Source organism: Salmonella sp. NW177 (assembly GCF_051811585.1).
Lineage (GTDB): Bacteria > Pseudomonadota > Gammaproteobacteria > Enterobacterales > Enterobacteriaceae > Salmonella > Salmonella enterica.
Genome location: NZ_JAMMZV010000001.1, coordinates 664601 through 684358 on the forward strand (window position 1 = coordinate 664601; position 19758 = coordinate 684358).

Below are 19758 nucleotides of genomic sequence, written 5' to 3' on the forward strand. Positions count from 1 at the left end.
ATCGGGCACCGGCTATCTTTTATTTTGTCGCAGGCGCGGCCTCCGGGTCATCGATATAGAGCGTCTGGCTTGGGAAGGCGAAGTCAGCGCCGTTTTCCTGGACAATCGCAATAATTTTCAGGTAAACATCCTGCTGTACGGCAAGCCATTCCTGCCATACTGTTGTTTTGGTAAAGCAATACACCATAATATTCAGCGAAGAGTCGGCGAATTCATTAAAATAGACCAACAGCGTCTGTTTCTGATCGATATCGCTGTGCGCCTGCAACATGTTTCTGATAGCGTCAACAATGAGGCCAATTTTGTCGGCATCTTCGTAACGTAATCCAATAACCGTTTTTATTCGACGATTGGTCATCCGTCCTGGATTCTCAACGCTAATGGATGAAAAGACGGAATTAGGCACGTACAACGGGCGGTGGTCGAATGTGTTAATTCGCGTAATTCGCCAGCCGATTTCGGCGACCGTACCTTCGATATTTCTGTCAGGAGAACGAATCCAGTCTCCGATACTGAAGGGGCGATCGAAATAGAGCATAATACCGGAGAAAAAATTGCTCAGGACATCTTTGCCCGCCATACCAACAGCGATACCGCCGATACCGCCAAAGGTCAGCAGACCGGACAGACTCATGCCAAAATGTTCGCCATACAGTAAGACAATCGCGACAATAATGGTTATTTTTATGACCCGTGCCAGAATACGGGTACTGGTCACATCTCTACCTTTATTGACCTGTGCTTTTTCAAATTGGTTAATAATCAGGAAAAGTTTTATCGTCAGAATAAGCGCAATGAGTGAGGTGCAGATAAAATCAATGACCCCGGAAGAGATAAAACGCAAATTATAATCTTCAATAGCATTATTCAGGATGCTCCCGATGGTCCCAATAATAATCGCATAAATAAAAAACTGTGCCGCATGGAACGTGAATCCTTTCTTCCACTGTACGTTACGGCTGAGCCAAAATCTCACGACCAGCAACGCCATACCGCAACTGAAAAGTATCGCCAGATTAAATGCGTTTTTGAGAAAAAATTCAGTGAACATTATTGTTTTCCGCTCCTTCCTACGATAACAGTTCAGAATGACCTGATTAACAGGTATTTTACCCAGGATAAACGCGTAGATCATCGATAAGTAAAAAGAAGAAATAGTGCTATCAGCTTTAATCTCAGCGGTTTACTTTTTATGTAAATACATTGTCACGTTTTATGGAGCAGACATCGCGTGATTGTCATGGTATTGTTGCTATCAGGTAACAAAGTCATCTGTAAAGGACAATACTATGATCATGATGAAGCTGAAATCGGCGAAGGGGAAAAAATTTCTGTTATGCCTGCTGGCAGTGTTTATCGTTGCGGCATCGGTGGTAACGCGCGCGACTATCGGCGGTGTGATTGAGCAGTATCATATTCCACTGTCCGAGTGGACAAGCTCTATGTATGCCATTCAGTCGGCAATGATTTTCGTTTACAGTCTGGTGTTCACTATTCTGCTGGCGATTCCTTTGGGGATCTATTTCCTCGGTGGAGATGAGTAACAGGAATAGGGTATTGGCCGGATGGCAGCGCCATCCGGCAGGACGCAAGAGGGATTAATCGTCCTCGTCGTCCAGTTCCACCGGTGTTTGATACTCATCAGGCTTAATGACTAACAGGTCGCAGCGCAGATGGTCAATGACCTGTTCGGCCGTGTTCCCTAGAAACGCGGCCGAGAGTCCGGTACGTCCAACGGTGCCAAGCACAACGATCCCCGCCTGGAGGTGTTCGGCAAGATCCGGGATAACTTCTTCCGGCAAGCCTTTTTCTACATGCGTAACTTTTTCATCAATGCTGAATTTCTGGCGCAGCGCTTTCATCGCCAGTAAATGCTGGCCTCTGATGGCGTCGTTATACACGCTGGGATCAAATTCCGGCAGCTCAATGGCGATATTGATTGGCGTAACGGGGTAGGCGCCGACCAGGTGTACTTCGGTATGATTAACCTGCTCCGCCAATTGTAAGGTCTCTTTTACCAGCTTTTCGTTGAGAGCATTGTGATAGGGCTCTTCGCTTGCCAGGTTCACGGCGACCAGTGCTTTGCCGCCTTCTGGCCACGGCTGATCTTTGACCATCCACACGGGGCTTGGGCATTTACGCAGCAAATGCCAGTCGGTAGGGGTAAAAATGACCGCTTCCAGTCGATCGTGCTGATGCGCCATTTTCAACACCAGATCGTGACTGCCGGCGATAACCTCCTGGATGATGGCCTCAAAGGGACGATTGTGCCAGACCACTTTAATTTCAATGGGGACACCGGCTTCAAGATAATATTTCGCCTGCTCACGTATCCAGGCTGTGCGTTGACTTATTACGCCCTGACGCATTGCGGTGCGTTCGTCAGGAGAAAGCAGGGTGGTCATCTCATACGAGAAATCGTAAATAGGCAGGAAAGCTTTAATTTTGCCGCCAATCCGTTGATGCAAATAAACTGCTCGCCGTAATGCGGGTTGGTCGTCCTGATTGGGATCGATGACCACCAGCATATTTTGATACATAGCCATACAGGGTCTCCTTACAACTGTCATCGCAGTTTGTAACTAAAGAGTAACTCAAATATGGTGAATGAAACAGAGGAAGCGCTTCTGCCAGATCAATAAATGAGAAAAATTTAACGATATGGCAGAAGATAACATCAATGGTTTAGCTGACGTTTAAGCGACGTTGCGGGTATGACCGGCGAGGGCCGCCAGCGCATCGCTGTTTTCAATAGTAATATACTTACCTTTCACCGCCAGCATACCGCTTTTCTGGAAACGCCCCAGCAGACGGCTAATGGTTTCGACCGTTAAGCCCAGATAGTTGCCGATATCGCCACGGGTCATCGTCAGGCGGAATTCACGCGGTGAAAAACCACGCTGCGCAAAGCGGCGGGACAGGTTGTAAATAAACGCAGCCAGACGTTCTTCGGCGTTTTTCTTCGACAATAACAGGATCATATCCTGATCGCCTTTAATTTCACCGCTCATCAGACGCATCATTTGCTGACGCAGGTTAGGCATTTTGCCGGACAGGTCATCCAGTGTCTCAAAGGGTATTTCACATACCATTGAGGTTTCCAGCGCCTGTGCAAAGCTCGGATGATGACCGCTGCCAATGGCGTCAAAACCCACCAGGTCGCCTGCTAAATGGAATCCAGTAATCTGCTCATCGCCTTGCTCGGTAATGGTGTAGCTCTTAATCGTTCCGGAGCGGATAGCATAGAGCGATTTCAATTCATCACCTGCTTTAAACAGAGTTTGCCCTTTCTGAATGGGCTTTTTGCGCTCGATGATATTATCAAGCTGATCAAGCTCATGCTCGTTAAGTGTGAACGGGATGCAAAGCTGGCTGATACTGCAATCCTGGCAATGGATAGCACAACCGCCAGACTGAATGCGCCGTATAATTCGCTTTTCCGGGATCATAGGTCTGCTCAAGCCGTAATTGATATTTGTCAATTTTAACATCTTTTTGGTGAGCGCGTAAGTCTGAGCTATCCCGGAGAAGGAATAATTCAAGTATAAGTTTGATGAATACTTTTATCTATTTGAAAACACGTAATTTATTTGTTGTTGCTTTACATAAAAGTGTGACCGATAAGGCACTTTTTGCCTGTATTTTCATAATAAAAGATAGCCTTCATGGCGTAATAGCCACTCTTTTCGCTGCACGCCGCCTGCGTATCCGGTCAGAGTGCCGTTACGCCCAATGACGCGATGGCAGGGAACAACAATACTGATGGGGTTAGCGCCATTCGCAGCACCGACTGCGCGTGCGGCGCCCGGTCGTCCCAGTTGCGCCGCCAGCTGACCATAGTGCATCACCTGCCCGCAGGGGATAGCGCGCAACGCCTGCCATACTTCCCGTTGAAAAGGTGTACCCCCCGTGGCGGTTTCCAGGGTATCAATTACGGCGAGATTGCCTGCAAAATAATCTGCAAGCTTATCGCTGAGTCCACCGGGGTTAGTCGCAGAAACGCGTTCATAGCCTTCGTGACGGTAGTGGATATTTAGCAGTTGTTCCATACGATCGCGGTACTGTTCCCACTCAATGGCCCGCAGTCGAAACTGCTCATCGCAAACCACCCATAACGGACCTAATGGCGTGGCTATCTTCTCTTCAAGTAATCTCAGCATCCGTTCTCTCACATCGTCTTAATCTAACGTAAGAGACAAGATATCATGCCAGGAATACCCGCAACCATACTCCTTAAAAGATAGTCAGGGATAACACATTTAGCGACAGTAATATCGTTGGTGGAGAAAAAGGGAGCCGGGCGAGGCGGTTAATTGCCTGACATTGTCGCTGTTATTGGAAATAACTGTAAACCGTTGTCGGTATAACAGGGCACGGTTATGATAACGGCAGTCGCAAAAACGCTGGAGGATGAACCATGAACCTTGACGATAAAGCGCTGTTTCTTGACGCCATGGAGGATGTCCAGCCGCTGAAACGCCATACTGATGTACACTGGCAGCCAACGCGTAATCTTAAAACGCCCCAGCGTATCGACACGCTTCAGCTTGATAATTTCCTGACGACGGGCTTTCTGGATATTCTGCCGCTGAATGAACCGCTGGAATTTCGTCGGGAAGGATTGCAGCAGGGTGTCATCGACAAGTTACGCAGTGGGAAATACCCTCAGCAGGCCAGCCTCAATTTGTTACGCCAGCCGGTCGAAACGTGCCGAAAAATGCTGTTTCGTTTTATCCTGGAGGCGCAGAAAGAGGGGTTGCGTAATGTCCTGATCATTCATGGTAAAGGGCGAGAGGCGAAGTCGCATGCCAATATCGTCCGAAGCTATGTGGCCCGCTGGTTGACAGAGTTTGAAGATGTACAGGCTTATTGTTCGGCGCTGCCGCACCATGGCGGCGGCGGGGCATGTTATGTCGCGTTACGTAAAACGGTGCAGGCTAAACAGGATAACTGGGAGCGCCATGCGAAGCGTAGTCGGTAAATCGTTACCGCTGGCGGACAGGACCGCCAGCGCAAGCTCGCGCGAACCCGATTTTATGCCTGATGCTCAGGATTCTGCAAGAGAACGGGCGATAACGCTGTCCACGGTAATAACACGGAGAAACAGTCATTCGCTTATTTAAGCGTCTATTAAAATATACTGGCTTTCGACTTAACTATTAAGCAGAAAATGGTGATAAGTACATCACTTGTCAATATGGATGGATGAATATCCTGGCATAGCGAATATAGGTGATTTTATCTGTTGCACTAAGGGAAATGGCGATGGTCTGGTATTGAATATGGAGAATGTCAAAGAAACGAATGGCAATAGCTATCTGAAATGCTATAAAAATAAAACCTGTCTCCTATCCTGGTTGTAGGCCGTACAAAAATGTTGAGAAATATCAGCGTCAGGACATGCATTATTCTATTCATGGTATGTACGTTTCTTTTGGTGGATACTTTACAAATAGCTTTTCTGCACGATCTCCCTATTTTAATTACGTGTAATATCATTTATCTGATCTCGGCATTACTGCTTTGGTGGTATATGACCTGCTATCTGGTAGTGCCGATTAATACCGTGAAGAAAAGTATTGAAGAGGTCGCAGCAGGAAACTTGTCTATTCATATCTCCGAATTTGGCAATAATTGCGCCGGGCGACTCATCCCCGGGATTAATAGCCTGTCGGAGAATATTTCCGCGCTGGTACGTGAAATCAGATCCTCTTCGCAAACGGCAATGACCCTTTCCGAACAACTGGCGGCGCGCAGTCTGTCGCTATCCGTAAAGACGGAACAGCAGTCGGCCTCGCTAATTCAAACTGCCGCCAGTATGGATGAAATGGCGGCGAGTACCAAAAACAATGCGGATAATACCCGAATGGCGAGCATACAGGCGGATTGTGCAACCCAATGCGCCCGTAAAGGCGGTGAATTAATGGTGCGGGTTACAGAAAATATGCGTTCTATTACCGACTGTGCCTCGCAGATGACGGAGATTATATCATTGATTGACGGTATCGCATTCCAGACTAATATTCTGGCGCTTAACGCGGCGGTAGAGGCTGCGCGGGCGGGCGATCATGGAAAAGGTTTCTCCGTGGTGGCCGGGGAAGTGCGTAATCTGGCGCATCGTAGCGCCGAGGCGGCAAAAAATATCAAGGCGCTGATCGACGTTACGCATGACAATGTGCGGCAGGGGGCCGCCATAGTGCAGGAGGCTGAAAAAAATATGCAGGAGATTGTTGGCGGCTCCGGGCAATTAAACGTGCTGATGAGTGAAATTTCCACCACCACGCGGGAGCAGGAAAAAGGCATTAACCAGATAACCCTGGCGTTGAGCGATCTGGAAAGCGCAACCCATAGCAATGTTTTAATGGTTGAAGCGTTATCTGCTTCTTCGGATGTTTTAAAGGCGCAGGTGATCGAGTTACAGACTAAAACCGACAAATTTCGTTTAAGCCTGCCGGGTTACAGTGAACATGCGCTGTCGCGCTCTCATGTATCACCTCTTTCGACCATCACCAGGCGCGGCCAGGCCTGATAATACATGTTTGGTAAGCGCCTGTTGCTAAGGCGCTTTTTTCGCACGTTCCCGTCATTCTTTTTGCGCAATGAGAAAATGAGAGATTGCTTAACCTTTCCCGAAAGCTAGACTAACGGCATCAGAGTTGTAACGTGGAGGCGCTGTGGAAGCCATTAAGGGATCGGATGTGAACGTGCCGGATGCCGTTTTCGCATGGCTACTGGATGGTCGTGGTGGAGTAAAACCGCTCGAAGATAATGATGTGATCGATAGTCAGCATCCCTGTTGGCTACATCTTAATTATACCCACCCGGACAGCGCCCGCTGGTTGGCTTCAACGCCTTTACTCCCCAATAACGTGCGTGATGCGCTGGCTGGTGAAAGCTCGCGCCCGCGCGTAAGTCGTTTGGGGGAAGGGACGCTCATTACGCTGCGCTGTATTAATGGCAGTACTGACGAACGCCCGGATCAATTAGTGGCAATGCGTTTATATATGGACGAGCGATTCATTGTGTCTACCCGTCAGCGAAAGGTTCTGGCGCTGGACGATGTGGTCAGTGATTTGCAGGAGGGCACCGGGCCCGTAGATTGCGGCGGCTGGTTAGTGGATGTGTGCGATGCGTTAACCGATCACGCCAGTGAATTTATTGAAGAGCTACACGATAAAATTATCGATCTGGAAGATAATCTTCTCGACCAGCAAATCCCACCGCGCGGTTTCCTCGCATTGCTACGTAAACAGCTAATTGTTATGCGTCGCTATATGGCGCCGCAGCGCGACGTCTATGCCCGGCTTGCGAGCGAACGGTTGCCGTGGATGAGCGACGATCACCGGCGCAGAATGCAGGATATCGCCGACAGGCTGGGAAGGGGGTTGGATGAGATTGACGCTTGTATCGCGCGTACTGGCATCATGGCGGATGAAATTGCCCAGGTGATGCAGGAGTCTCTGGCGCGCAGAACTTATACCATGTCGCTTATGGCGATGGTTTTTCTGCCCAGCACTTTTTTAACAGGGTTATTTGGCGTTAACCTGGGCGGTATTCCCGGCGGCGGATGGCGGTTCGGCTTTTCTCTGTTTTGTATTCTGTTAGTTGTCCTGATCGGTGGTGTTACTTTATGGTTGCATCGCAGTAAATGGTTGTAACAAAAGCGCTTTTCAGACCATTTCGGGTGAAAAAACGCCGAGAAATTTGAGCGAAGTCAATAAACCATCTACCTATTCGGGGCAATATCTCTCTCGCAGGTGAATGCAACGTCAAGCGATGGGCGTTGCGCTCCATATTGTCTTACTTCCTTTTTTGAATTACTGCATAGCACAATTGATTCGTACGACGCCGACTTAGATTAGTCGGCTTTTTTTTGCCTGTAGACTATCTGCGTCTACCCTTTAAGAGTCTGAATGACATTCTGGAGGGTAATATGAGCTGTCTTTTGACCTTATTATATCTACACTCGTCCTTGTCGGACCCGATTCCCACTGACCCTGTTCCCATTCCTGAGCCGCTTCCCCGTCCTCAGCCGATGCCCGACCCGCCGCCGGACGAAGAACCGATTAAAATGTCGCATCAAACGCCCGGATCTGCGAGGATACGCGCCTGCTGACTATGAGTCGTTACCGCGAGAGTAAATTGTGACCGCTTTTTCAACCCTGAATGTTTTGCCCGCCGCCCAGCTCAATAACCTTACTGAGCTGGGCTATCTTGAGATGACACCTGTTCAGGCCGCAGCATTACCCGTCATTCTGGCGGGAAATGATGTGCGTGTGCAGGCCAGGACCGGTAGCGGCAAAACGGCGGCGTTTGGTCTTGGGCTCTTGCATCGAATTGATGTCACTCTGTTCCAGACACAGGCATTAGTGCTGTGTCCGACGCGGGAGCTGGCGGATCAGGTAGCCGGGGAGTTACGTCGCCTGGCCCGTTTTCTGCCAAATACCAAGATTCTGACCTTGTGTGGCGGGCAACCCTTTGGCGCACAGCGCGACTCGCTTCAGCACGCTCCGCATATCATTGTCGCGACGCCGGGGCGCCTGCTGGATCATTTACAAAAAGAAACCGTATCGCTGGATGCGCTGCACATTCTGGTAATGGATGAAGCAGACCGAATGCTGGACATGGGATTCAGTGACGCCATTGATGAGGTGATTCGCTTTGCGCCTGCGACGCGCCAGACGTTGTTGTTTTCAGCAACCTGGCCTGAGGCCATCGCGGCGATTAGCGGTCGTGTACAGCAGCAGCCAATACGTATTGAAATCGATACGGTAGATGCGCTACCGGCTATCGAACAACAGTTCTTCGAAACGTCTGCGCATGAAAAAATTTCGCTGCTACAAACGTTGCTTAGCCAGCATCAGCCAGCGTCCTGCGTGGTGTTTTGCAATACCAAAAAAGATTGTCAGGCCGTTTGTGATGCGCTTAATGCGGTAGGACAAAGCGCGTTGGCGCTCCACGGCGATCTGGAACAACGCGACCGCGACCAGACGTTGGTGCGTTTTGCAAATGGCAGCGCGCGCGTTCTGGTTGCCACCGACGTTGCCGCGCGAGGGTTAGACATTAAATCGCTCGAACTGGTGGTTAACTATGAACTGGCCTGGGACCCGGAGGTGCATGTCCATCGTATTGGCCGTACGGCGCGCGCGGGAAGCAGCGGCCTGGCGATCAGTTTCTGCGCGCCGGAAGAGGCGCAGCGGGCAAATATTCTTTCAGAAATGCTGCAACTCAAGTTGAACTGGCTGAATGCGCCCGCCCGGCAGTCGTTGCTTCCTCTGGCCGCAGAGATGGCTACCCTATGTATTGACGGCGGCAAAAAAGCGAAAATGCGTCCGGGAGATATTTTAGGCGCGCTGACCGGCGATATTGGATTAGACGGGGCGGATATCGGCAAAATTAATGTGCATCCAATGCACGTTTACGTCGCCGTACGTCAAGCAGTAGCGCAAAAAGCCTGGAAGCAGTTGCAAAACGGGAAGATCAAAGGCAAGTCATGCCGGGTACGGCTATTAAAATGATTGATAGCATGGCGTCTCAGCGGAGTGCTGGGACGCCTGCAGATTATTTCACTTCGATAACATCAAGCCGCAACGCCTCTAAGGCGGTGTCATCTTCTTCCGGCTGCCAGCCAGCGGGCTGCAAGGGAATCTCTTCACGATCGAACGCTAAATCGCCGCCGTCGACGACCTCGGAACCATGAGTGATTCCTTTGAAATCGAACAGGTTAGTGTCACAAAGGTGAGACGGCACGACATTCTGCATGGCGCTAAACATCGTCTCGATCCGTCCAGGATAGCGCTTATCCCAGTCGCGTAGCATGTCGGCAATCACCTGGCGTTGCAGGTTAGGTTGCGAACCGCACAGATTACAAGGAATGATAGGGAAGGCTTTGGCCTCAGCAAAACGGATAATATCTTTCTCGCGGCAGTAAGCCAGCGGGCGGATCACGATATGTTTGCCGTCATCGCTCATCAGCTTCGGCGGCATCCCTTTCATTTTTCCGCCATAGAACATATTCAGAAACAGGGTTTGCAGAATATCGTCGCGATGGTGGCCCAGGGCGATTTTAGTCGCGCCCAGTTCAGTCGCCGTACGATACAGGATACCCCGACGCAAACGCGAGCACAGCGAGCAGGTGGTTTTTCCTTCCGGAATCTTCTCCTTCACAATGCCGTAGGTGTTTTCTTCGACGATTTTATATTCTACGCCCAGCTGCTCAAGGTAGGCTGGCAGGATATGTTCCGGGAAACCTGGCTGCTTTTGATCGAGGTTGACGGCGACCAGTGAAAAATTGATCGGGGCGCTTTGCTGCAAATTACGTAAAATTTCCAGCATCGTATAGCTATCTTTGCCGCCAGAAAGGCAAACCATAATGCGATCGCCTTCTTCAATCATATTAAAATCGGCAATCGCTTCGCCAACGTTACGGCGCAGGCGCTTTTGCAACTTGTTGAGGTTGTATTGCTCTTTTTTTGTATTCTTTTGAATTTCTTGCATTATTTCAGTTCTCTGGTACTAAATGGGGCAAATTGGGGGCAAACTTTGCAGCTACGATAACCGCGCATTCAACATCGCTACCTGTTCGTCGTTCATGTCATCAATCCACATACCGTAAATTTCATACACCATCTGCGCAGTTTCATGCCCCATTTGGCTGGCGATAAATGCCGGGTTCGCTCCTGCCGTCAACAGCCAGCAGGCAAAAGTATGTCGCGTATGGTACGGATTACGGCGGCGAATACCAGCACGTTTTAATAGAGATAGTACCTTCGGATATTGTCAACTGTATACATCATGCAGCCAGGTCCGTTAAGAAGTGACGGGCTCAACTGAAATTCAGGCGCTGCTGCGTCCTGATGATGGTACGTTTCAAGTGGTTTCGTGGAGTGAACCGGGACTGGTGTAAAATGATATTCGGCACACCCTTTTTGCTCTTTTATTGGTGATATAAAATAACGTATCAGTATTTTATTATCTAATAAGATAGTGCAGAGTGTTTAATTATCGTTGGGTAAGATCATTTTACCGTATACTATTTAAAATTTTCTTGTTTATTCTGGTGGTCGTATTGAATTAAAAATAGCCTGTATCATATGTACAGTTCAGACAAATTATTTGCGATGAGAATTGCTACCTGATATCTACACCTTATGAAGCATACCATAATTCTGGCTGGAGAACGTAATGCGTATAACAGTAAGTGATATATCAACCAGAGAATCACAGCAGACGGTACAGATACAAGCTATCAGAAGTTGGGATACCATACCGTACCTTTCAATGTTGGATGGACTTTATCAGGACGATATCTTTCATGAGCAAGTGTCTAATTTACCAGGAGAATATATTAAGCTGGATGAGATGGCCAAAGATGAAGAAAAGAACAGATTAAATATTTACGACTTCTTCTTTGAGCCAACACATGAAATTATATATGAAGATATTAAGTCAACATTGGATTTTTATTATTCAAATAGCGCAACCTTCCGTAGGCTGGTTAATTATAAAGTAGAGCGCAGTATCAATGACGATGTAGATACCAATAAATGCGAGGTAAAGATATCTCTAAATTACAGTTACGAAAATATTGATGGGGGGCGAGGATATTTATCGCTTCCATTTGATCAAAACGGCTATCCAATTCCCCCTGACTTTCACAACTGTGTGAATGGAATCACATCAGAAAAATTGTTGTTAGATCTATTTCTAAAACATATTTTGCACGATCATTTAAATGCAAACGGTGAAGTTACAAACGTTTACGCCAATGTTATTTATAAAGAGATTGATCCTGCTGCAATTGCACATACATCGTCGTGTTTTTCTCAGGTAACGATGAGTGGTGAACATGAGCTATTTAATGTAGATAGCGTAACTGTTCCACCTAAAAGTACTGAGCAAATTATATCTGAGGGAAAGGAAATTCAAAGGCAAATTTTCTTATCTTCCCATAGCAGCAATCATCTTCAGCCAGTAACCATTCATAAAATGGACAGGAGTATTAAAAACATTGCAGTAACTGGTTTGTTATTATCATCAAGATTAGCAGTAACATCTGGTGATTATAGGATAAAAAATGGTAATTCAGAAGGTGAGAATAATTTTTTACCCGTTAAAGAATTACAGAGATATGAAAGGGCTCTCCCGGAGGATCATCCTGCCCCAACTACGGAGCCTAACCTGGCAGGTAAGGTGTTAGATGGCCTATTTGAACACTTTACATCTATGGCGGGAGGACGCCTTATCTCAATACTCAAACTACTGGTAAAAGAACAAGAGGCAAATAGTTATAAAAGAGGCTATCATGAATTACTTGCGTTTTCTCAAACTGGGCAGTGGACGCATGATGGAAGAGCTATTGCCGCTGAATATATGTTCAAAGGTCTTTTAGTTCATTTAAGTGATCGTCTCATTGTTCTCGGTGAGGGAAGTTTCATTTCTGTTCTATCTTTTGTAAGAGAAAATATTCAACATCAATATAAAATATATGAGCTAATGGCGCGTGATATGCTGGTTCATCCTATGCATTTCAGTACTGAGCCTGAACCACTCATGATAGACAGGCCTTTATGGACAAGGGAAAGCCACTATGCGAAAGTCCTGTATGAAAAGTTTCCTGCTATTTCTGGTTCAAGCTTTGACGTTTTCTATGGTAAGGATGCTATTATTACAGCATTAGAAATAGTATCTTTCAATAGACAGGAAAGAGGAAAGAGCGCTTTTAATAAAAAAAGGATGAATCATCTTTTTAAGCTGATTCAATTAGTAATACACCATTTATCCAGCAATGGTGGTGATAGAGTATTGCTTAGCCCTGAAGGCATAAAAAATAATTTTATTATTATGCGTAATATTATTTTTTGGTGTGCAAATATAACGGGGCCAATTAATGATGAAAAAATAGACACAATAGCAAGAAAAATTGTGGTTAATAATAAATTTACCAAAGGTGTTAAATCAACACTTCCCAAAAGTAACGATCCTTTAATATTGTTAATGAAAGCTGCGATCAATAAACAGCTAGACTGGGCGGAGAAATATTATCGAGCAGAGACTCATATGAAGGAACATATGCAGGAGTGTGATATCTTAGGACTAATGGATATCAACAAAATGGTGCAAGAGGCCGTTGTTGGGCTTATTCACGAGATCAGTGATATTGCGCAAAGCAGTTGGCTGACATTAGAAGAACAACATGAGAGACAGGCTCAGGCTCTCGAATCGTTCAAGGAGAAGCTTTCCTCCATGAATGGCGGGCAAGAATTCGTTTATGCATTTAATAAGATTATTCAGGAGGGGTTGGGAGGATTAATTGAGCTGAGCTTTGATCTTGATGATACTATACATCATCGCACAACTTCCTCATTAAGTCCGGCTGCAAGGGCAGGACTTCACCTCTTAGGAACGGTCTGGAATATTGTAATGGGTCTTGTCCCTGGTTTTAACGCTCTGGCTGGTACCAGCAGTATTCTTAACCGGGCTGTTGTGGATAACTCTGCGGATGTGTGCGGTTACGTACAGGATATTATACGTATCGGTATGGAGGCTGTTCCTGTTGCTGGAGCGAAGTTCACAGAAAGAGCGGCAAATGCAAAGTATACGGGCCTCCGATTTGTTGAAAATAAAATACAAAGAGGTGTAGTACGAGCGCCGATTCAAAAGGGGAGTAATTATAAAACTATAGAGTCAATAGAAAATACAGATTTTATTTATCAAAAAAGTAATCAGAAAGTTCTTGAGTTAGGTCCAGCGGGAAACGATGGGCTCTATCGCGCTACCGGTTTTGATAAACAAACGTATGGTTATTACAAACCGTCAGGAGAAGGCTTTTACAGAAAGCAAGCCTCATATCCACCGCTGTCATCGGAAGCGCCTAATACGATAAAATATGGCGACAGAGAGCTCGTTTTAACTAAAGAACCAAATTCAGAAACGTATCAGGCAACCTATTCGGATAGCGGAAAAAATTCAGCCATGACATTTTACCGATCTTCTGATGGAAGATTTTATCAAGCGTCAGGGCTGAAAGGTGGGGGGCTTATTCGCCATATTGATAAGCCTTATTCAGAGTTAAGAGAAGGAGACGCGGGTTATGATGAAGAACTGCTGGATATAACGGATGATTCCCCCTTACTGGAAGATATACTGGCCTCCCTGTCAGAAGATTTATACCCTACATCAGAAGAAAATGTACAAAGTATTTATAAGAAATACCGGAGTGGGGATGTAGCAGCAGGGGAGACCGAAGTTGTATTATGCCGAGGTACAATAGGTCCGCAGGCTGAAAATATTGTTAGTTTTAAAACAGCAGGCGGTATTGAGGGGGGCGATGTAGAGGTATTGCCTGTCTCTGCTGAAATAGCCAAAGAGCAGGTTAGAAGTGGAAGAATCGTACCTGAATATACCACGGAACTTAGTGTTGCAGACAGGTTCAGCAGGGAGCATTTTCTTATTATCGTTAAGGTAAAAGTCAGATATCTTACACGAGGTAGTGTCAGTGAAAGCGGCTGGGTTATGCCAAAAAAAACACCAGTGGACCCTGTTGGTATAATTGACAGGACATATGGTAAAGCAGAAAATACGGGGCAGGCAAACGCTTCTAAGTAATCATAAATCCTGAACAAGTTTATTGTTTTTATCTCTCGTGTATGAAAGATTGCTTTTATACTTTAAATAATTCGAGTTGCAGGAAGGCGGCAAGCGAGCGAATCCCCAGGAGCTTACTCAAGTAAGTGACTGGGGTAAGGGAACGCAGCCGCAGCACATGCAACCTGAAGTATGTTATGGCGAGATACGCAACGGGTCAAAAGCGTCTTTATTCTGTCATCCGTATTAATTAAGATGTCACCATGACCCGAAAAATATCGGAACGAAGAGATGTATGACTAAAGAAGCTGTAATCTTTCTATTTATCGCCATCGTGGTAGAAGTTATCTCCACGATCTCATTAAAATTATCGGATAGTTTTACGCGTCTGGTACCGAGCATCGTTACCATCATCGGATATTGTATCGCGTTCTGGTGCCTTACCATCCCAATGCGAACCATCCCTGCGGGTATCATTTATGCCATTTGGTCTGGGGTAGGGATTGTTCTTATTGGATTGATAGGATGGTTGTTTCTTGGCCAAAAACTGGATGTGCCGGCTATTATTGGCATGTTGCTTATCATCTGCGGTGTAATCGTAATCAATCTGTTTTCAAAAAGCGTCAGTCACTAGGCGATGATGATGGTTGATTTGAGCCCGCACTCTCTTATGCGGGCTCGGGTATTTAGCGCACCACCAGTACGGAGCATTCCGCATGACGCACAACGGCTGCGGCGTTGGAACCCAACAGATAGGTAGTAATATCCGGACGATGCGAGGCGATAATCACCATATCGGCCGGTAATTTTTTTGCCATTTCCAGAATCTTATCTTTAGGAGAGCCTTCTGCAACGTGCGCCTGCACGCGGTCCGCGGGAAGGTTGAATTTCTTGATAATCGCTTCCAGTTGAGATTTGGCTTCGGCTTTCAAATCGTCCATTGCGGGGAGCTCTGCTGAATAAGCCAGTCCCAGTGAAGCGTAATAGGGCAAAGACGGGATTACAGTCAAAAAGTGCACTTTAGCGTCGTCAATCTTTGCTTCGGCTTCAACATGTGAAATCACGCGTTGAGTTAATTCTGAATCTGAAATATCGATGGGTACAAGAATCGTTCTGTTCATAAAACCTCCTGTTTAAGTATCCACTGAAATTCTACTCCCTAAAGGCACTTTATGTACAATGACATACGTCACATTTTAGGTGCTGCTCCACGATACTCTGCGGGGACTACCAACAGGGGAGGACGGCGTAATATTAAGCGCATTCCCCGTAAATAATCAGCGAGTTGACGTTAAAACGTTATTTCTGCCTTGTCAGGAAAGACCTAAAAAGAGATGTTACCGTTTAATTCAATAATTAATGAAATAATTCGCAGTGAAATAGATATAATTTATACGAATGCTTTTGGGAGTATTATACGAAATAAAAATTATACAATATCATTCGGTTACGATATTCTACGCCTGTTATATGCCTTTATTGTCACATATTCATTTTGTCGCTGGGCCATTGCGTTAACCTTTGCTTTCCAGCGTATAAATTGACAAGCCCGAACGGATGTTCGGGCTTTTTTTGTTTCCAGGTTAATCCTTAGAATATTTTTTAATCTGCGCCGGATTTTTCCGCTTTTCCTGCCAGCAAGGCAAGAAAGTCATAGCGTTTTTGCAAATCCAATGCGGCATCTCGCCATAATTGTTCAGCTACTTCAGGCTGTTGCGCATTCAGGCGACGGAAACGCTGTTCATTAAGCAGCGTTTCCGCCAGGGCATCAGACGGTGGCCGAGAGTCCAGCGCCAGCGGCGGCTTGCCTTCATCCGCACGGCGGGGATCAAAGCGGTATAACGGCCAGAAACCGGTCGCCGTTAACTGGCGCATCTGGTCATGGCTTAGCGCCAGATCGTAGCCATGTTCTTCACAGGGGCTATAGGCAATGATCAGCGACGGTCCTGGCCAGGCTTCGGCCTCCTGGATGGCTTTCACCGTCTGGTTTAACTGCGCGCCCAGCGAGATTTGCGCGACATAAACATGACCATACATCATCATGCTGACACCAAGATCTTTACGGGCTTTACGCTTGCCATGTTCGCCAAACTTAGTGACGGCGCCAAGCGGCGTCGCCTTCGACGCCTGGCCGCCAGTATTGGAGTAACACTGCGTATCCAGAACCAGAATATTGACATTCTCCGTCAGGCTTAACACATGGTCTAAACCGCCAAAGCCGATGTCGTATGCCCAACCATCGCCGCCAATCAGCCAGATTGATTTTTCTACCAGCGCATCAGCATCCTTTAACAGTTCCTCTGCGCCCGCAACCGATTTCAGATGTTGGCGTAATGCGGCGACCTGCTCACGCCGAACGTCAGGCGTTGCTTCGGCATGCAGCGCATCGTTTAATTCCGCCGGAATGCGATCGGCGAATTGCGCCAGTAAACGCATGACGCGCGCCCGGTGCTGATCCACGCTCAGACGGAAACCGAGGCCAAATTCCGCGTTATCTTCAAATAACGAATTCGCCCATGCCGGGCCGCGTCCGTGGGCATCGGTGGTATAAGGTGTAGAGGGTAAGTTACCGCCGTAAATAGAGGAACACCCCGTGGCGTTAGCGATTAACATTCTGTCGCCATATAACTGAGTCAGCAGTTTAATATACGGCGTTTCACCGCAGCCGGAACAGGCGCCGGAATATTCAAACAGCGGCGTAATAAGCTGCGATGTGCGGATATCAATTCGTTCCAGTTTGTTTCGATCGATTTCCGGTAAGTCGAGGAAGAAGTCATAATTCACTTTCTCTTCTTCCACATGCTCAAGGCGCGACATCATGTTAATCGCCTTGATCTGCGGATTTTGCCGATCTTTAGCCGGGCAGACCTCTACGCATAAATTACAGCCAGTACAGTCTTCCGGCGCGACCTGCAGCACATATTTCTGGCCGCGCATATCGCGGGACTTCACGTCCAGCGAATGCAGACTGGCTGGCGCGTTCTCCATCGCCTGCGGGGAAACGACTTTCGCACGAATTGCCGAGTGAGGGCAGGCAGCGACGCAGTGATTACATTGTGTACACAGTTCCTCTTTCCAGACAGGAATCTCTTCGGCGATATTGCGTTTTTCCCAGCGGGTGGTGCCCATCGGCCATGTTCCGTCCGGCGGCAGGGCGGAAACAGGCAGTGCGTCGCCGAGGCCCGCCAACATGGCGGCGGTAACGGTTTTCACGAAATCCGGCGCGGCGTCGGAGACAACCGGCGGGCGATGCGCGCTGTGCGGATTAACCGCCTGCAACGGCACTTCCGCCAGCGATTCCTGCGCCAGAGCCAATGCCTGCCAGTTACGCTCAACCAGATCCTGACCTTTGCTGCTATAGCTTTTGGCAATCGCGCCCTGCAGCTCAACCAGGGCGCTATCGCCCGGAAGAATATGCGTCAGGTGGAAGAAAGCCATTTGCATGACGGTATTGATGCGGGCGCCAAGTCCACATTCGCGGGCGATTTTCGCCGCGTTAACCACGTAAAAACGCGCCTTTTTCTGATTCAATACCGCCTGAACTTCTTGCGGCAGACGCGACCAGACCTCGTCGGCGCTGTACGGCGTATTAAGCAGAAAGATACCGCCGGGCTTCAGACGCTCCGCCATCTGATATTTATCGATAAACTGTAATTGATGGCAGCCGACAAAATCCGCCTGAGCAATTAAGTAAGCGGAACGAATGGGTTTTTCGCTGACGCGCAGGTGCGATACCGTGAGCCCGCCAGCTTTTTTAGAGTCATAAACGAAATAACCTTGCGCATACCACGGCGTAGAATTACCGATAATTTTAATATTATTTTTCGTGGCGGATACGCTGCCGTCGCTTCCCAGACCGTAAAATAACGCTTCCAGTTTAGCGCTGCCGGGCAGGGTATTTTCCGGTAATGGCAGCGAGAGGTTAGTAACGTCATCATAAATGCCCACCGTAAACCGTGGCTTGGGTTTCGCACGGCTGAGTTCATTAAAGACCGCCAGTACACACGCCGGGCCGAACTCTTTGGATGATAGTCCATAACGGCCGCCAATGGTGCGCGGCAACGTTTCGCGCTCGCCATTATTAAAGGCTTCCGCCAGTGCGGTCATCACGTCCAGATAAAGCGGCTCGGCCTGCGCGCCAGGCTCTTTAGTGCGATCGAGTACGGCGATAGCGCGAACGGTTTCCGGTAATGCCTGTAACAAATGTTTGGCGGAGAAGGGGCGGAACAGACGGACTTTCAGAACGCCGACCTTTTCTCCGCGTATCAGTAGCTCGTCCACGACCTCTTCGCAGGTGCCGAGGGCGGAGCCCATCATTATGATGACGCGTTCAGCCTGGGGATGGCCATAATATTCAAATGGCTGGTACTGACGGCCCGTAGCGTCGCCAAATGCCTTCATCGCCTCTTCAACATGATCATAAACGGCGTTGTACCACGGGTTGGTCGCTTCGCGAGACTGGAAGTAGGTATCCGGATTCGCTGAAGTTCCACGAATCACCGGATGTTCCGGATTCAGCGCGCGGGCGCGGTGAGCGTCGATCTCCGCCTGCGGCATCAGGTTCAGAATGGTTTCATCCGTTAGCGGTATAATTTTGTTGATTTCATGCGATGTGCGGAAGCCATCAAAAAAATGAATAAACGGAACGCGGCTTTTCAGCGTAGCTCTGTGCGCGATCAGCGCAAAATCCTGCGCTTCCTGAACGCTGGCGGCGCATAACATCGCGCAGCCTGTCTGGCGGACCGCCATCACATCGGAATGGTCGCCAAAAATAGAAAGCGCGTGTGTGGCGACGGTGCGTGCGGCAACGTGCAGTACAAACGGCGTGAGCTGCCCCGCCAGTTTATACAGCGTTGGAATCATCAGCAGCAGCCCCTGCGATGATGTAAATGACGTAGAAAGCGAACCGGTTTGTAACGCACCGTGAACGGCGGCGATCGCGCCGCCTTCCGACTGCATCTCTACCACACGCGGCGTATCGCCCCAGACATTTTTAAGCCCATTACCGGCCCAGGCATCCGCTTGTTCAGCCATTGTTGAACTGGGCGTAATCGGGTAAATGGCGATAACCTCGCTGGTACGGAACGCCACCGACGCTACCGCGCCATTACCGTCAATTGTTTGCATATGACACCCTTACATTGCGCAAAAAAGAGGGACACGCATAATCGT

The 19758-nt window shown here is 48.0% G+C and carries 15 protein-coding genes and 1 pseudogene; 8 read left to right on the forward strand and 8 right to left on the reverse strand.

Annotation, left to right across the window (positions count from 1 at the left end; all coding sequences use genetic code 11):
• Positions 1-19: 19 nt before the first annotated feature.
• On the reverse strand, positions 20-1051 hold the full coding sequence (locus tag NA986_RS03520) for a mechanosensitive ion channel family protein (RefSeq protein WP_000493671.1): 1032 nt from the start codon (positions 1049-1051) through the stop codon (positions 20-22).
• A 238-nt stretch (positions 1052-1289) separates the two neighbouring features.
• Between NA986_RS03520 and NA986_RS03525 the strand changes: the two genes are divergently transcribed.
• Positions 1290-1544 carry a DUF2534 family protein gene (locus tag NA986_RS03525; protein WP_000605645.1) on the forward strand — a complete coding sequence of 85 codons (255 nt, stop codon included), beginning with the start codon at positions 1290-1292 and terminating at the stop codon, positions 1542-1544.
• Positions 1545-1598: 54 nt separating this feature from the next.
• Here the strand turns inward: NA986_RS03525 and uspE are convergent, their stop codons facing one another.
• The 3 genes from uspE to ogt all read right to left on the reverse strand — a co-directional run bounded on the left by uspE (position 1599) and on the right by ogt (position 4160).
• Positions 1599-2546 carry a universal stress protein UspE gene (gene uspE, locus NA986_RS03530; protein ID WP_001262138.1) on the reverse strand — a complete coding sequence of 316 codons (948 nt, stop codon included), beginning with the start codon at positions 2544-2546 and terminating at the stop codon, positions 1599-1601.
• A gap of 150 nt (positions 2547-2696) precedes the next feature.
• The gene (gene fnr / locus NA986_RS03535) at positions 2697-3449 is read right to left on the reverse strand and encodes a fumarate/nitrate reduction transcriptional regulator Fnr (RefSeq protein WP_000611914.1); all 753 of its coding nucleotides are present in this window, start codon (positions 3447-3449) and stop codon (positions 2697-2699) included.
• 195 nt (positions 3450-3644) lie between these two features.
• On the reverse strand, positions 3645-4160 hold the full coding sequence (gene ogt / locus NA986_RS03540; protein WP_000945036.1) for a methylated-DNA--[protein]-cysteine S-methyltransferase: 516 nt from the start codon (positions 4158-4160) through the stop codon (positions 3645-3647).
• A gap of 257 nt (positions 4161-4417) precedes the next feature.
• On the opposite strand from ogt, the gene smrA reads away from it, so the two are divergent.
• The 5 genes from smrA to dbpA all read left to right on the forward strand — a co-directional run bounded on the left by smrA (position 4418) and on the right by dbpA (position 9518).
• Positions 4418-4981, forward strand: a complete 564-nt coding sequence (gene smrA, locus NA986_RS03545; RefSeq protein ID WP_001046799.1) for a DNA endonuclease SmrA — start codon at positions 4418-4420, stop codon at positions 4979-4981.
• Between the two features lie 393 nt (positions 4982-5374).
• Positions 5375-6529, forward strand: a complete 1155-nt coding sequence (locus NA986_RS03550) for a methyl-accepting chemotaxis protein (protein ID WP_031607546.1) — start codon at positions 5375-5377, stop codon at positions 6527-6529.
• 145 nt (positions 6530-6674) lie between these two features.
• Positions 6675-7658 carry a zinc transporter ZntB gene (gene zntB, locus NA986_RS03555; RefSeq protein WP_000387370.1) on the forward strand — a complete coding sequence of 328 codons (984 nt, stop codon included), beginning with the start codon at positions 6675-6677 and terminating at the stop codon, positions 7656-7658.
• A 275-nt stretch (positions 7659-7933) separates the two neighbouring features.
• The gene (ynaL, locus tag NA986_RS03560) at positions 7934-8116 is read left to right on the forward strand and encodes a proline-rich small protein YnaL (protein WP_001670836.1); all 183 of its coding nucleotides are present in this window, start codon (positions 7934-7936) and stop codon (positions 8114-8116) included.
• 28 nt (positions 8117-8144) lie between these two features.
• Positions 8145-9518 (forward strand): ATP-dependent RNA helicase DbpA, encoded by a 1374-nt coding sequence (gene dbpA, locus NA986_RS03565; RefSeq protein WP_024156938.1) that lies wholly within the window; start codon positions 8145-8147, stop codon positions 9516-9518.
• Positions 9519-9561: 43 nt separating this feature from the next.
• Here dbpA and ttcA read toward each other — a convergent pair whose 3' ends face one another.
• Both ttcA and NA986_RS03575 read right to left on the reverse strand, forming a co-directional pair.
• Complete coding sequence (gene ttcA, locus NA986_RS03570) at positions 9562-10497, reverse strand: tRNA 2-thiocytidine(32) synthetase TtcA (protein ID WP_001156208.1); 936 nt, start codon at positions 10495-10497, stop codon at positions 9562-9564.
• Between the two features lie 51 nt (positions 10498-10548).
• Positions 10549-10755, reverse strand: a pseudogene (locus NA986_RS03575) (tyrosine-type recombinase/integrase); the annotation flags it as partial.
• 429 nt (positions 10756-11184) lie between these two features.
• Between NA986_RS03575 and NA986_RS03580 the strand changes: the two are divergent.
• Both NA986_RS03580 and NA986_RS03585 read left to right on the forward strand, forming a co-directional pair.
• Positions 11185-14607, forward strand: a complete 3423-nt coding sequence (locus NA986_RS03580; protein WP_070793996.1) for a DUF4765 family protein — start codon at positions 11185-11187, stop codon at positions 14605-14607.
• Positions 14608-14881: 274 nt separating this feature from the next.
• Positions 14882-15220 carry an SMR family transporter gene (locus NA986_RS03585; protein ID WP_023215975.1) on the forward strand — a complete coding sequence of 113 codons (339 nt, stop codon included), beginning with the start codon at positions 14882-14884 and terminating at the stop codon, positions 15218-15220.
• A 52-nt stretch (positions 15221-15272) separates the two neighbouring features.
• Here NA986_RS03585 and uspF read toward each other — a convergent pair whose 3' ends face one another.
• Positions 15273-15707: a universal stress protein UspF gene (gene uspF / locus NA986_RS03590; RefSeq protein ID WP_001082296.1), complete on the reverse strand. Its 435-nt coding sequence runs from the start codon at positions 15705-15707 to the stop codon at positions 15273-15275.
• Between the two features lie 481 nt (positions 15708-16188).
• Positions 16189-19713, reverse strand: a complete 3525-nt coding sequence (nifJ, locus tag NA986_RS03595; RefSeq protein WP_070793997.1) for a pyruvate:ferredoxin (flavodoxin) oxidoreductase — start codon at positions 19711-19713, stop codon at positions 16189-16191.
• Between the last annotated feature and the right edge of the window lie 45 nt (positions 19714-19758).

Excerpts from the sequence above, each read along its gene's own strand:
- NA986_RS03520 (WP_000493671.1), bottom strand. The coding sequence starts at position 1,051 with ATGTTCACTGAATTTTTTCTCAAAAACGCATTTAATCTGGCGATACTT.
- NA986_RS03525 (WP_000605645.1), top strand. The coding sequence starts at position 1,290 with ATGATCATGATGAAGCTGAAATCGGCGAAGGGGAAAAAATTTCTGTTA.
- uspE (WP_001262138.1), bottom strand. The coding sequence starts at position 2,546 with ATGGCTATGTATCAAAATATGCTGGTGGTCATCGATCCCAATCAGGAC.
- fnr (WP_000611914.1), bottom strand. The coding sequence starts at position 3,449 with ATGATCCCGGAAAAGCGAATTATACGGCGCATTCAGTCTGGCGGTTGT.
- ogt (WP_000945036.1), bottom strand. The coding sequence starts at position 4,160 with ATGCTGAGATTACTTGAAGAGAAGATAGCCACGCCATTAGGTCCGTTA.
- smrA (WP_001046799.1), top strand. The coding sequence starts at position 4,418 with ATGAACCTTGACGATAAAGCGCTGTTTCTTGACGCCATGGAGGATGTC.
- NA986_RS03550 (WP_031607546.1), top strand. The coding sequence starts at position 5,375 with ATGTTGAGAAATATCAGCGTCAGGACATGCATTATTCTATTCATGGTA.
- ynaL (WP_001670836.1), top strand. The coding sequence starts at position 7,934 with ATGAGCTGTCTTTTGACCTTATTATATCTACACTCGTCCTTGTCGGAC.
- ttcA (WP_001156208.1), bottom strand. The coding sequence starts at position 10,497 with ATGCAAGAAATTCAAAAGAATACAAAAAAAGAGCAATACAACCTCAAC.
- NA986_RS03580 (WP_070793996.1), top strand. The coding sequence starts at position 11,185 with ATGCGTATAACAGTAAGTGATATATCAACCAGAGAATCACAGCAGACG.
- NA986_RS03585 (WP_023215975.1), top strand. The coding sequence starts at position 14,882 with ATGACTAAAGAAGCTGTAATCTTTCTATTTATCGCCATCGTGGTAGAA.
- uspF (WP_001082296.1), bottom strand. The coding sequence starts at position 15,707 with ATGAACAGAACGATTCTTGTACCCATCGATATTTCAGATTCAGAATTA.
- nifJ (WP_070793997.1), bottom strand. The coding sequence starts at position 19,713 with ATGCAAACAATTGACGGTAATGGCGCGGTAGCGTCGGTGGCGTTCCGT.